The sequence below is a fragment of the Paenibacillus sp. FSL R5-0490 genome (assembly GCF_001956215.1).
GTDB lineage: Bacteria > Bacillota > Bacilli > Bacillales > Cytobacillaceae > Cytobacillus.
Genome location: NZ_MRTQ01000032.1, coordinates 1 through 13,062 on the forward strand (window position 1 = coordinate 1; position 13,062 = coordinate 13,062).

The following is a 13,062-nucleotide window of genomic DNA, read 5'->3' on the forward strand; positions in this document are numbered from 1 at the left end:
GATCATTGGGCTATAGCCAAGCGGTAAGGCACCGGACTTTGACTCCGTCACTCGCAGGTTCGAATCCTGCTAGCCCAGCCATTTTGCGGAAGTAGTTCAGTGGTAGAACATCACCTTGCCAAGGTGGGGGTCGCGGGTTCGAATCCCGTCTTCCGCTCCAGACTTTCATTGTTTTTACGGCGGCATAGCCAAGTGGTAAGGCAGAGGTCTGCAAAACCTTTACCACCGGTTCGAATCCGGTTGCCGCCTCCATAATCTAAATCTTGATTCGCTGATATACGCCGGGGTGGCGGAACTGGCAGACGCACAGGACTTAAAATCCTGCGGTAGGTGACTACCGTACCGGTTCGATTCCGGTCCTCGGCACCACAAGATTTATAACATTTTAATATGCCGGTGTGGCGGAATTGGCAGACGCGCACGACTCAAAATCGTGTTCCTTCTGGAGTGTCGGTTCGACCCCGACCACCGGTATCTGAAAAAAAGGTTTCCCAAATGGGAAACCTTTTTTTGTGTTTAAAAAGTATATCCCTGGGAAATTTGGCGTGCATTTATCATCACTACAGGATTCCGGACGGTTCAGAGGGTGGTTCCGAATAAGGGTTCTGAACTGTTCGGAAGGCTGCTCCGAAACAAGGATAAGGCGATTGACCTTTTGAAAAAGTCAAAATATTGCACCATTTAGTCAATTCAGTCACCTATATAGGCAAACGCTTTCAAATATAATGTAGGAAAGCGTTTGCAGGAAATGAGGAGGCGGTGAAGAGAATTGGAGACAAAGGTTGAGATCGGGGAACCGGCAATTAAGTCAGAGATTAAAACAGTTTCCAGGAAAAAAGCAAATTTGAAAAAGATTTTAACATACCTTGCTTTTGTAGGGCCTGCATTAATTTTTTTCCTGGTGATACAGATCATTCCTTTCCTGATGGGGATTTATTATTCGTTTACGTCCTGGAATGGCGTTAGTTCTGTGGTTGAGTGGGTTGGGCTTGAAAACTATATAAAGATTTTTAAGAGTGATCCTAAGTTTTTTGATTCCTTTATTTTTACTACTAAATTTATGTTAGCTTCGGTTATTATTAGTAATTTACTAGGATTTGGACTTGCATTATTATTGAACGCAGCCTTGAAGTCCAGGAATTTATTGAGGACTGTGTTTTTCATTCCGAATGTTATCGGGGGATTATTGCTTGGGTTCATCTGGCAGTTTATTTTTGTAAAAGGGTTTGCAGCTATCGGTAATCTAACGGATCTTTCAGTTTTTAAGCTTCCATGGCTTGGAGATGAGACAACAGCATTCTGGGGCATTGTAATTGTGTTTGCCTGGCAGATCAGCGGATATATGATGGTTATTTATATTGCAGCACTGCAGGGGGTTGATCAGACACTGCTTGAGGCGGCAAGAATCGATGGAGCATCAAGCTGGACACTGCTGACAAAAATAATCGTTCCGCTTATTTTACCGGCATTCACGATTTGTTTCTTTTTAACGATATCAATGGCATTTAAGATTTTTGACCTGAATATTTCACTGACAGGCGGCGGGCCATTTAACTCGACACAATCGGTAGCGATTAACATTTATCAGGAGGCATTCCAGAATAACCGGTATGGTCTTGGTACCGCAAAATCGATTTTATTCTTCCTTGTGGTAGCTATTTTCACAACGGTTCAGGTGATGATGACGAAGAAAAGGGAGGTTGAGGCATAATGAATCCCAGATATACGAAGGTTACGCTGCTGCTGGAGATCATCGGAATCGTATTAGGAATCATATTCCTCATTCCTTTTTACTTCGTGATTATTAATTCTGTAAAGGGTTTTGCAGATATCCTGATTGATGCTGCAGCATGGCCGAAGGAATTTTTATTCTCCAATTATCTGAAGGTATGGGATATCATTAATTTCCCTCGGGCCTTCTGGAATTCGCTTATAATAACGGTAATCAGCAATATTGGACTGGTTGTCATCAGTTCTATGGCTGCCTGGAAAATGGTCAGGACTCCGGGGAAATTCAGCAAAATCCTGTTTGTTTTATTTGTATCTGCGATGGTTATTCCATTCCAGACAGTTATGATTCCTCTGATGAAACTCGGAGGCACGCTGAATCTGACAAACAGCATACCTGGACTCATCATTATGTACTTTGGCTTTGGTGTACCATTATCACTTTTCCTTTATCACGGTTTTATTAAAACAGTTCCAATCGAGATAGAAGAGTCGGCCCGAATTGATGGGTGCAGCCAGTTTGGCGTCTTTTGGAGAATCGTTTTTCCGCTTCTGAAGCCAATTACTGTAACGGTTGTCATTTTGAATACATTGTGGATCTGGAATGACTATCTGCTTCCGCTTCTGGTGCTTCAGGATGCAGAGCTAAGGACGATTCCTTTGGCCACAAGCTCATTCTTCGCACAATATACAAAGCAGTGGGATATGGGACTGGCTGCCCTTGTGATGGGCATTACACCGGTCATCATTTTCTTCCTGTTCCTGCAGAAACATATTATAAAAGGCATTGCACAAGGCTCCATTAAGTAGCGGTAGAGACTTTTACATCCAAAGAGGCTGTGAAAGTTTATATAAAATTATTCAGGGGGGAAACAAAATGAAACGCTTTGCTCTATTACTGCTGTCATTGATTCTGATGGCCGGCATTATAGCGGGCTGTTCTTCTTCCAGCTCTTCAGGGGATGAAAAGCCAAAGGATGATTCAAAAAATGGTGATGAAGTGGTAACACTCAACATGTTCCAATTTAAAGTGGAAATTGCCGATCAGCTTCAGGAAATGATTGGCGAATTCGAAAAAGAGCATCCAAATATTAAAATTAAACTTGAGTCAGTCGGAGGCGGAGCTGATTATGGTGCCGCATTAAAAGCGAAGTTTGCTTCCGGAGAACAGCCTGACATTTTTAACAATGGCGGTTTTAAGGAACTGGAGCTTTGGAAAGAGCATCTTGCTGACCTTTCAAATGAGCCGTGGGCAGAGCATGTGCTTCCAATTGGTAAGGTTCCAACGACCGATACAGATGGCAAGCTTTATGGAATGCCGGTAAACCTGGAAGGATACGGGTTTATTTATAACAAGGATTTATTTAAAGAAGCGGGAATTACTGAACCGCCTAATACGATTTCTGAACTGAAGGATGCTGCTAAAAAGCTCAAAGATAAAGGAATTACCCCTTTCTCTGCCGGTTACGGTGAGTGGTGGGTCATTGGGCAGCATTTGTTAAACATTCCATTTGCACAGCAGGAGGATCCTGTTGCCTTTATCGAAGGCTTATACAATGGATCTGAAAAGTTAACCGGCAATGATAAATTTAAAGAATTTAAAGAAGTTCTTGATACTGAAATTAACTTCGGAAATGACAATCCGTTAACAACTGATTACAATACGCAAGTTACACTATTTGCTTCCGGCAAAACAGCTATGCTTCAGCAGGGGAACTGGACAGAGAACATGATTCTTGAAATTGACCCTGACATTAATATGGGATTCCTCCCGATTCCTCTGACTGATGATGAAACTGAGGCAGACCGTTTACCAGTAGGCGTACCGAACAACTGGGTTCTTAACAAAAACTCTGAGCATCTTGAAGAAGCCAAGTTATTCCTTAACTGGATGGTTTCATCTGAAACAGGCAAACGTTATATCACAGAAGAGTTTGCTTTCATACCAGCCTTTGACAATATTGAGCCAACCGGTTTAGGGCCACTTGGAAAGCACATTCTTGAGTATTCTAAGGCAGAGAAAACGATTCCTTGGACATGGTTCAGATGGCCGGATGGTGCAAACAAAGAGTTTGCTGCAACAATCCAGGAATATGCTGCCGGAAAGATTGATTATGATACGGTTGTCGAACGCTTCCAGGCATCCTGGGATAACTTGAAATAAATTTGGTGAAACGGGAAGCATGTCTGCGAAAGATATGCTTTCTGTTTTCTATTTTTATAATCTGGAAAATCTCATATCAAAAAAGGCATCCCCAAAAAGGGAAGTTGCTTTATACTATTGTAAAAGAGATAGCAGCGGGGGATGTAAATGTTCAAAAGGAGCATTAGGAATAAACTGATTGTTCTATTAATGGTTGCCACAATCGTTCCATTTGGGGCGTCCATTATCATCACTTACTACCATACAGCCGAGTCCTTGAAGGACCAGGCCATTAAAGAAAATAGCAACCTGTTATATCAAGGAAAAGTGAACCTGGAGGGGTACATAAATGAATTGGATGGGCTGACACTATCTCTCTACAATAATCCAGGTTTTATAAATTTTTTAAAAGATCCCAGGAAGGAAAATAATTATCAGGCTGTCGAAGCTGTTAGAAATGTAATTTCGACCATATTGTATGCTGAGGAAAATATCAAACGGGTTAATATTGCCGTTGCAAAGGAAGATCGGCTCATAACAGCGTCCCGCCGCTCTACTGTTGTTTTTTCAAAGAGGCTGACAAATGCCAATCAGGAATATTACGAAAAAGCGAAAGAAAGTCCAAACAATATGTTTCTTGAGCCCGTCCATAAGATAAAGGATCCTGATGAAAAGAAGCCTGAGAATGTAATTACGCTACACCGGGCTTTAATCAATATTCCAGCAGATGATCTATTGGCCTATATCTCATTGGAGTTTTCACCGGATCAAATAACCAATATCAGCCGTAATCTTTATTCAGGGGAAAATGAAGAATTTTATATTATATCTCCTGAAGGTGATATGATCTACCGCTCAACGGATGAAGCTGACGAAGGAGACAAAACGCCTGATTGGATTCATTGGGTGATAGGGACGAATAAAGAAAATGGCACGACTGAATGGGAGGAAGATACATTCAGCGGTGTAATGATATACGATCAATTATCGCAAAATTCAGGCGGCTGGTATCTTGTCAAGCGAGTCCCATATACCACTTTATATGAAAGTGCATTCAGTGTGGCGAAAATCAATATCATGTTTGGCGTAATCGGGCTGTGCCTGGTTATTCTCGCCACGTTATTTATTTCTGTCAGAATTACCTCTCCCATCAGAATTCTCCTCAAAAATATCGATCAGGTTGAAAAGGGAAATCTTGATGTCCGTTTTAAATCTTTCGGCAATGATGAGATTGGTTATCTCGGTGATCGATTCAGGCAAATGATCGATAAAATTAATGATCTGATTAATCGGGAGTATAAGCTTCAGCTTGAAAACAGGACAAATCAGCTTAAGGTTCTGCAGTCACAGGTTAATCCGCATTTTTTATACAATGCATTGCAGTCAATTGGAACTGCGGCCTTGAAAAATCAGGGCCCGCAAATTTATTCTTCTGTTACCCGCCTTTCAAAAATCATGAGGTACAGCATGAATATGGAGGAGGGGATGGTTCCTCTTCAAAAAGAGATTGATCATACCAAGGCCTACCTTCTGCTCCAAAAGGAACGATTTGGTGAACAGCTTCAGTTCAATTTTCAGCTTGATGAAGAAGCAATGGGGTTTCCTGTTCCGAAAATGATATTACAGCCATTAGTGGAGAATTACTTTAAACACGGCTTTGATGTACGAGAAAAAACTGGAGAGGTTAAAATAACCTGCAGACAGGATGAGTTTTACCTGGATCTTCTTATTGAGGATAATGGCACAGGCGTTTCGGAGAGCAGGCTGGAGGAAATCCGGATGCATTTGATGAATGACAGGATAGGGCAAAAGGGTGAGTCAATGAATATCGGACTGAAGAATGTTTATGTCCGGTTAAAACTTTATTATGGCAGACGGGCTTACCTGCAGCTTAAGAACTTGGAGCAGGGCGGGCTGCTGGTTTCTATTAAACTTCCAAAAAGGATGGAAGGTGGAAAAGATGAAAGCAATTATTGTGGATGATGAACAGCATGTGCGGGAAGGCTTAATGCTTCTTGGAGATTGGAGCCGCTTTGGAATTGACACGATCATGGAGGCGGCAGATGGTAATGAGGCCGTAAAGCTGATTAAAGAGCATCGCCCGGAAATCATATTCACAGATATGAGCATGCCAAAGAGAGATGGCATAAGCCTATTAAAATGGATACATTCTTCAGATCTATCCAGCAAGACGATTGTTGTCAGCGGCTATGATGATTTTGACTATATGAGGAATGCCATCTGTTATAAAAGCTTTGATTATATCTTAAAGCCTATCGATCCGGACATTTTGAATGAAATCCTGGAGAAAGCCATTAATGAATGGAAACAGCAAAATTCTCCAGTAGAATGCCATCAGGAGCAAAACAGGGAAATGAATGTGATCCAGCAAATAGAACAGTTTCTGCTGGAAAGCTATTACAAAGATATTAACCTGCAGGAAATTGCAGACAAATTTTATTTAAGCAGGGAGTACATCTCCAGGAAGTTTAAACAGGAATATCAGGCTACTATTACAGACTTTGTAACGAATGTCCGAATGAACAAGGCCAAGGAGCTTTTGCAGAACCATAAACTGAAAATCTATGAAATTGCTTTTCAGGTTGGCTATCAGGATGAAAAGTATTTTAGCAAAGTCTTTAAAAAGATAGAGGGAATTTCCCCAAATGAATATAGAAGTATGAATTAAGAAGGAGGAAGATCCATGATTAACGTGCTTGTCTGGAATGAGAATCGCCATGAGCAAAAGGATGAAAAGGTAAGGGAAGTCTATCCAGATGGCATCCATGGTGCCATTGCGGATTTTTTAAATGGAGAAGATTTTAAGGTGAAGACAGCGTCATTGGATGAGTCCGAACATGGACTCAGTGATGCTGTTTTACAGGAAACAGACGTACTAGTCTGGTGGGGGCATCTCGCGCATGGGGAAGTTGAGGATGCAATCGTCGAAAAAGTAAAACAAAGAGTTCTTGATGGAATGGGGCTGATTGTCCTTCATTCCGGCCATTTTTCTAAAATTTTCAAAGTGCTGATGGGAACTTCCTGTGATCTAAAGTGGAGAGAAGCGGATGAAAAGGAACGAATTTGGATTGTAGACCCGAGCCACCCGATCGCAGAAGGACTTGGAGAATATATTGAACTGGAAAAAGAAGAGATGTATGGAGAACATTTCGATATCCCTGCACCGGACGAGCTTGTAATGGTGAGCTGGTTTGAAGGCGGGGAAGTTTTCCGGAGCGGCTGTACATACAAGAGGGGAAAGGGAAAAATCTTTTATTTCCGCCCGGGACATGAAACGTATCCAACCTATTATCATAAGGACGTTCAGCAGGTTATTAAAAATGCTGTTAAGTGGGCGAAGCAGGCTGATCTTCCGGTACCGGTCTATGGAAATGCGAAACCGCTTGAGAGAATCAGTGTGAAACATGAAGGAGTGGAGAATTAAGATGAAAAAACTTAAGATCGGGATCATTGGATGCGGAAGTATAGCCAAACATCGGCATATGCCTGAATATCATGCAAGCAGCGGTGCTGTCATTGCAGCGGTATGTGATATTAATGAAGAGCGTGCAAAAGGATTTGCTGATCTTTACGAGGCGAAGGCGTACACCGATTATAGGGAATTGTTAGCTGACAAGGATATAGATGCAGTGAGTGTCTGCACTCCGAATTATCTGCATGCCCCAATTTCAGTTGCGGCATTGAACGCGGGCAAGCATGTTTTATGTGAAAAGCCAATGGCCACTTCTAAGGAAGAAGCGCTTGAAATGATTGAAACAGCACGTAAAAATGGGAAGAAATTAATGATTGCTCATAATCAGCGCTTTGTTCCGTCTCATAAAAAAGCAAAGGAATTGATTGTAAGTGGCGATGCAGGAAAAATCTACAGTTTCCGGACAGCTTTTGGTCATGGCGGGCCGGAGGGATGGAGTGCAGATGGCAAAGAAAGCTGGTTCTTCAAAAAGGATCAGGCTTTTATTGGTGCGATGGGTGACCTTGGTGTCCATAAGACCGACCTCTTGCGTTACCTGCTGGGTGAAGAGTTTGCTGAGGTCGGAGCATTTGTCGAAACGAGTGCCAAAGCCGGTGCTGATGTCGATGATACAGCCGTATGCGTTTTAAAAACGGAAAGCGGTGTGATCGGTACATTGGCTGCAAGCTGGTCTTACGTATCTAAAGAAGACAATTCTACAATTATTTATGGTGAGAAAGCGATTTTGAGACTGGAGGATGATCCGGTGAACTCTCTCATTGTTCACTATGCAAACGGTGAAACAGTGAAGTACGAGCTCGGCGGAATCCAGACAAATGAAGAAGGCGGGCAAAAGAGTTCAGGTGTCATTGACCACTTCATTGAAAGTATTTTAAATGAACAGGAACCTGTGATCTCCGGTTCCGAGGGAATGAAGTCGCTCCAAGTGATTCTTGCTGCCCTGGAGTCCAGCGAAACAAAGCAGATTGTCAAAATTAATTGAGGTGCATCCATGAAGAAACTTCGGATCGGAATTATCGGTGCTGGAGGAATTGCCCAATCCCGGCATATTCCCGTTTTAATGAAATTATCGGACAGTGCTTCCATAACAGCTATCTGCGATGTGAATGAGGATATTGCACTGCAGGCTGCAAAGAAGTTTGGGATTAGCAGCGTTTTTACAGATTATAAAGAAGTTTTCAATGAAACAGATGCCGTGGTTATTTGTACACCGAATAAGTTTCATGCTGAAATTACTGCTGCTGCGCTGGAGGCCGGGCTGCATGTTTTGTGTGAGAAGCCGATGGCCATGACAGAAGAAGAATGCAGAAAAATGATCGATGCAAGAGACAGGTCCGGGAAGGTATTGGCCATTGCTTATCACTACCGGTTTATGAAAGAGGCACAGGCTGCCAAGAAACTAATTTCAGAAAATGAAATAGGCACTCCGTTTGCAGCCAGAGCAAGAGCGATGAGAAGAAGAAAGGTGCCGGGGTGGGGTGTTTTTACCAATAAGGAACTCCAGGGAGGCGGAAGCTTGATTGATTACGGCTGCCATTTGCTCGACCTCTCTCTTTGGCTTCTGGGAAACCCGGCGGAAACGGAGGTATCCGGTACAGCTTATAATACATTAAGCAAAATGCCTGATCAGGTGAATCTATGGGGCAGCTTTGACCATCAATCCTTTGATGTAGACGATCATGTGACAGCTTACATAAAATTTGCAAATGGCGCTTCCCTTCTTTTTGAGACTTCCTGGTCAGCCAATATTGAAAGGGATGATAAAAGCCTCAGCCTTTCAGGGCAGCATGGAGGGATTGATTTATTTCCATTCAGGTTAAATCAATCTAAATATGGGATGCTCCTGAATACACATTCAGAGTGGCTCCCGGGAGAGGAAGACTATGCTTTAACACAGGCACGGAACTTTATCAACAGCTGTTTGGGCAGCGAAGAATTTATGGTTAAAGCAGAAGAAGCACTGCAGACAACCAGGATTATTGATGCAATTTACAGCAGCAGCAAACGAGAATTATATTAGGGAGGGGATTTTGTGAAGCTCGGCGTATTTACCGTATTATTTGCTGATAAAAATTTTGAAGATATGCTCGATCATGTGAAAGCTGCAGGACTTAAGGCTGTCGAAATCGGAACGGGAGCCTATCCCGGTAACGCTCACTGCAGCCTGCAGGAGCTTTTGGAAAGCAACGAGCTCCGTGATGATTACCTGAACAAGATTTTGTCGAGGGGGCTTGAAATTAGTGCATTCAGCTGTCATGGCAATCCGATCTCACCTGATAAAGCATTTGCAGAGGAATCGGACCGTGTATTATACGACACGATTAAGTTAGCCAGCTTAATGAATGTTCCGGTTGTTAACTGTTTTTCCGGCACTGCTGGTGACGGGGAAGGGGCAAAGCATCCGAATTGGCCGGTTGCACCGTGGCCAAATGAGTATGGAGAAGTGCTGAAATGGCAATGGGAGGAGAAGCTCATTCCTTACTGGAAGAAAGCAGGACAATTTGCCAAAGACCATAATGTGAAAATTGGTCTCGAACTGCATGGAGGATTTCTAGTGCACACTCCTTACACACTTTTAAAATTAAGGGAAGAAACATGTGACGCCATTGGGGCCAATCTGGATCCAAGCCATTTATGGTGGCAGGGCATCGACCCCGTGGCAGCAATCAAGATACTGGGAAGAGAAAATGCCATTCATCATTTTCATGCTAAAGATACCTATATTGATCAGGAAAATGTGAATATGTACGGGTTAACGGATATGCAGCCGTATGGCAATGTCCAGACCAGGGCGTGGACATTCAGGTCAGTCGGGTGCGGACACAGCCTGCAGGAATGGTCTGATATGATGAGCGCTTTGCGCACATTTGGCTATGACTATGTTGTCAGCATTGAGCACGAAGATCCGCTTATGTCGATTGAAGAAGGATTTACAAGAGCAGTAAGGAACCTTAAATCGATCTTAATCGAAGAGCAGCCTTCGGAAATGTGGTGGGTATAAACAGGGAGGGGAACTGGCCCCTCTCTGTTTTTTCGACAAATTTCTCAAAAAGGGTTGACCATTTACGCTGAATTTAGTACTATTAAATAGTTGATTCGACAAAATGCAGATTCATATTTGCATTTGTGATTGAATATACATTCATAAACGCGGGTGTAGTTTAGTGGTAAAACCTCAGCCACGAGCGACACATTCATGAATCAGCTTCGAGTTGCCTCGACGCATAGGCTACCATGAGTAAGCTTTTAGAGGAAGAGGCATGCAAGAACGGGAAAGAAGTCAGCAGCTGATAATTATATATAAATGCGGGTGTAGTTTAGTGGTAAAACCTCAGCCTTCCAAGCTGATGATGAGGGTTCGATTCCCTTCACCCGCTCCATACATAGCCAACGCAGTGTTTCGTTCAAAAAGAACGAGGTATTGCGTTTTTTCATGTTCTTTGGCTATTAAATGAAAAATCGGGCGGCATCCGCAGATTCCACTCGATTTCTTTAGAAGTGACTAACATTCAATTACCTTAAAGCTGCCTTCTCCGCCATGCACTTGAGTGTACATGTTCATTAATGACTCTGTCATTTTTTCAGCCTTATCCGTTTCCAGAGAAGGGCGCAAATAAACAATTTGAACGGCATTTTTAGTCTGTTCGGTGACAGCTGTCCTTTCAGAATCCACAAACGGACTGCCAAATGGCCCTTCCGCATCTTCACTGATTATTAAATTGGCAAGCGAATTAGGTCTTCCGTTTAAGCCGTTATATTCATCGCCTACTTTGCCTAACCTGATAGTCAGATGGCCTGAAAGCTTATCGGCATCATATACGCCGATTGGTATTTGGTATTCCAGGGAAAAGAAATTGTTAATATCGATGGAGCTGTTGACCGGCTGCAGATAATTTTGTTTTTTAATTCTTCTGTACAGTGCTTCTGCAGAATGGCGATAGCGGTTGGGATCCCTGCCTGCCGTTTTGAAGATCTGCCGCCATTCTTTGATCCCTTCAAATTCTGTAACACTCTTGTCCTCTAAGTCAAAATAAATAGATTCCTGAAATAATTGGAGTCTGCCCTTTACCATTTGAGGAGATTGTCCGACTTCGATATTCTTATATGTAATAAATCCGACTTTAAAATGGGGCAATAATTTGCACAGCTCTGGATCTATCATAATTTCCAAGCTTTCCACCTCCAAAATTACTTTAAAATAGTTTATCATAATAATCGGTGATTCAATAAATTAAAGACTTTCATATAAAGTGAAACTTCAATCAGTGGGGGTTTTCCTTATCCCCCACTGATTGTTAGTCGCGTTCTAGTGTCGCTAAGATCTCCGCTAGTTCAACTAAGCCTCTGCCTGCGCGTCGGCAAGTTTCACTGTATCTCACCAATCGGGCCTTTACGGGCAGTTTGACCCCCGCTTATCCTCCTTTGATTCCTCTGAGTCTTGAAGTGGGGGTCTTACTGCCCGTTAGACTGCGATACATTTACTTTCGGGCGAAAGGAGGTCATACAATGGACTTTGCACAATTCAAGCAGGAAGTGATTGAATACAGCAAAACAATTGGCATTGATAAAATCGGTTTTACGACAGCGGGCACATTTGATGAAATGAAAAATAGGCTGATTCGCCAGCAGGAGCTTCACTATCAGTCAGGATTTGAAGAGCCTGATATTGAGAAGAGGGTAAATCCCGGCCTTCTAATGGACAAGCCCAGATCCATTATCTCCATTGCGGTTGCTTACCCTTCCAAAATGAAGGTAAGGGTTGTCAGCAAAAGAGGTGAAAGAAGGGGGATTTTCTGTCGGGCTTCTTGGGGGAAGGACTATCATCATATCCTGAGAGAACGTCTTCAGAAGCTTGAGGAATTCATTCAGTCAAGAATTCCTGAGGCAATATGCAAATCCATGGTGGATACAGGTGAGCTGGTGGATCGGGCCGTTGCCCAGCGTGCCGGAATCGGCTGGAGCGGAAAAAACTGTTCTATCATCACACCGGAATTCGGCTCGTATGTTTATCTTGGAGAAATGATAACAAATCTGCCTTTTGAGCCTGATAAGCCAATGGAAGACAGATGCGGAAGCTGCAATAAATGTGTTGAGGTCTGCCCGACAGGAGCTTTAATTCAGGGAGGCCAGCTTGATGCACAGAAATGCATTGCCTTTTTGACACAGACAAAGGGCTTTCTCGCAGAGCCATATAGAGAAAAACTGGGGAACAGGCTTTATGGGTGCGATACCTGTCAAACTGTTTGTCCTGAAAATAAAGGCAAGGATTTTCATCTTCATAATGAAATGGAGCCGGATCCGGAAGTGGCAAAGCCGCTTTTAAGGCCGCTTCTTTTTATCAGCAACCGTGATTTCAAAGAAAAATATGGCCCGGTCTCAGGTTCCTGGAGAGGGAAAAAGCCGATCCAGCGAAATGCCATCATCGCCCTGGCTCACTACAAAGATGAGACAGCGGCAGAAGACCTGATTAAAGTTATGAAAGAAGATCCGAGGCCGGTAATACGGGGAACGGCCGCATGGGCGCTCGGGAAAATAGGCGGGGAAAAATCACTCCCTGCACTAAAACAGGCATTGCAGCAGGAGAAAGACGGAGAAGTCATTGCTGAAATTGAAAAAGGTTTGAGTTTTTTTGAACAATGATGATGGGGAGGGAACTCCCTCCTTTTTTATGGCCTTTTTCTTTTATGAACGCAGAAAC

11 protein-coding genes and 6 tRNA genes are annotated in these 13,062 nt (G+C 43.0%); 16 read left to right on the forward strand and 1 reads right to left on the reverse strand.

Annotated elements, in window-relative coordinates; translation table 11 throughout:
* Positions 1 to 6 precede the first annotated feature (6 nt).
* The 15 genes from BK139_RS20880 (at position 7) to BK139_RS20950 (ending at position 10,744) form a co-directional block, all read left to right on the forward strand.
* Positions 7 to 81: transfer RNA gene (locus BK139_RS20880), tRNA-Gln, on the forward strand.
* A gap of 4 nt (positions 82 to 85) precedes the next feature.
* Positions 86 to 160, forward strand: a tRNA-Gly gene (locus BK139_RS20885).
* Between the two features lie 18 nt (positions 161 to 178).
* Positions 179 to 252: transfer RNA gene (locus tag BK139_RS20890), tRNA-Cys, on the forward strand.
* Between the two features lie 28 nt (positions 253 to 280).
* A tRNA-Leu gene (locus BK139_RS20895) sits at positions 281 to 369 on the forward strand.
* Between the two features lie 23 nt (positions 370 to 392).
* Positions 393 to 474 (forward strand) — tRNA-Leu (locus BK139_RS20900).
* 295 nt (positions 475 to 769) lie between these two features.
* Complete coding sequence (locus BK139_RS20905) at positions 770 to 1,711, forward strand: carbohydrate ABC transporter permease (RefSeq protein WP_076262631.1); 942 nt, start codon at positions 770 to 772, stop codon at positions 1,709 to 1,711.
* Complete coding sequence (locus BK139_RS20910) at positions 1,711 to 2,538, forward strand: carbohydrate ABC transporter permease (protein WP_076262634.1); 828 nt, start codon at positions 1,711 to 1,713, stop codon at positions 2,536 to 2,538. Before BK139_RS20905 ends, BK139_RS20910 begins: the two co-directional genes overlap by 1 nt.
* A 67-nt stretch (positions 2,539 to 2,605) precedes the next feature.
* The gene (locus BK139_RS20915; protein WP_076262636.1) at positions 2,606 to 3,892 is read left to right on the forward strand and encodes an ABC transporter substrate-binding protein; all 1,287 of its coding nucleotides are present in this window, start codon (positions 2,606 to 2,608) and stop codon (positions 3,890 to 3,892) included.
* 147 nt (positions 3,893 to 4,039) lie between these two features.
* Positions 4,040 to 5,854: a sensor histidine kinase gene (locus BK139_RS20920; RefSeq protein WP_076262638.1), complete on the forward strand. Its 1,815-nt coding sequence runs from the start codon at positions 4,040 to 4,042 to the stop codon at positions 5,852 to 5,854.
* Complete coding sequence (locus BK139_RS20925; RefSeq protein WP_076262641.1) at positions 5,832 to 6,560, forward strand: response regulator transcription factor; 729 nt, start codon at positions 5,832 to 5,834, stop codon at positions 6,558 to 6,560. The genes BK139_RS20920 and BK139_RS20925 overlap by 23 nt, the downstream gene beginning before the upstream one ends.
* Before the next feature lie 15 nt (positions 6,561 to 6,575).
* A complete protein-coding gene (locus tag BK139_RS20930; RefSeq protein ID WP_076262644.1) occupies positions 6,576 to 7,316 on the forward strand; it encodes a ThuA domain-containing protein in 741 nt (246 codons plus the stop codon).
* A 1-nt stretch (position 7,317) separates the two neighbouring features.
* The gene (locus BK139_RS20935) at positions 7,318 to 8,346 is read left to right on the forward strand and encodes a Gfo/Idh/MocA family protein (RefSeq protein ID WP_076262646.1); all 1,029 of its coding nucleotides are present in this window, start codon (positions 7,318 to 7,320) and stop codon (positions 8,344 to 8,346) included.
* A gap of 9 nt (positions 8,347 to 8,355) precedes the next feature.
* A complete protein-coding gene (locus BK139_RS20940; protein WP_076262649.1) occupies positions 8,356 to 9,384 on the forward strand; it encodes a Gfo/Idh/MocA family protein in 1,029 nt (342 codons plus the stop codon).
* Positions 9,385 to 9,396: 12 nt separating this feature from the next.
* Positions 9,397 to 10,365, forward strand: coding sequence for a sugar phosphate isomerase/epimerase family protein (locus BK139_RS20945; protein WP_076262652.1), 969 nt, complete (start codon positions 9,397 to 9,399; stop codon positions 10,363 to 10,365).
* A gap of 305 nt (positions 10,366 to 10,670) precedes the next feature.
* Positions 10,671 to 10,744 (forward strand) — tRNA-Gly (locus tag BK139_RS20950).
* A gap of 122 nt (positions 10,745 to 10,866) precedes the next feature.
* On the opposite strand, the gene BK139_RS20955 is transcribed toward BK139_RS20950, so the two are convergent.
* Positions 10,867 to 11,535, reverse strand: coding sequence for a B3/B4 domain-containing protein (locus BK139_RS20955; protein WP_076262655.1), 669 nt, complete (start codon positions 11,533 to 11,535; stop codon positions 10,867 to 10,869).
* A gap of 335 nt (positions 11,536 to 11,870) precedes the next feature.
* Here BK139_RS20955 and queG point away from each other — a divergent pair, with 335 nt between their 5' ends.
* Positions 11,871 to 13,004: a tRNA epoxyqueuosine(34) reductase QueG gene (queG, locus tag BK139_RS20960; RefSeq protein WP_076262658.1), complete on the forward strand. Its 1,134-nt coding sequence runs from the start codon at positions 11,871 to 11,873 to the stop codon at positions 13,002 to 13,004.
* Positions 13,005 to 13,062 lie beyond the last annotated feature (58 nt).

What these genes read in the sequence shown, in the direction of transcription:
- BK139_RS20925 (WP_076262641.1), top strand. Translation starts at nt 5,832, where the DNA reads ATGAAAGCAATTATTGTGGATGATGAACAGCATGTGCGGGAAGGCTTA.
- queG (WP_076262658.1), top strand. Translation starts at nt 11,871, where the DNA reads ATGGACTTTGCACAATTCAAGCAGGAAGTGATTGAATACAGCAAAACA.
- BK139_RS20920 (WP_076262638.1), top strand. Translation starts at nt 4,040, where the DNA reads ATGTTCAAAAGGAGCATTAGGAATAAACTGATTGTTCTATTAATGGTT.
- BK139_RS20910 (WP_076262634.1), top strand. Translation starts at nt 1,711, where the DNA reads ATGAATCCCAGATATACGAAGGTTACGCTGCTGCTGGAGATCATCGGA.
- BK139_RS20935 (WP_076262646.1), top strand. Translation starts at nt 7,318, where the DNA reads ATGAAAAAACTTAAGATCGGGATCATTGGATGCGGAAGTATAGCCAAA.
- BK139_RS20915 (WP_076262636.1), top strand. Translation starts at nt 2,606, where the DNA reads ATGAAACGCTTTGCTCTATTACTGCTGTCATTGATTCTGATGGCCGGC.
- BK139_RS20940 (WP_076262649.1), top strand. Translation starts at nt 8,356, where the DNA reads ATGAAGAAACTTCGGATCGGAATTATCGGTGCTGGAGGAATTGCCCAA.
- BK139_RS20930 (WP_076262644.1), top strand. Translation starts at nt 6,576, where the DNA reads ATGATTAACGTGCTTGTCTGGAATGAGAATCGCCATGAGCAAAAGGAT.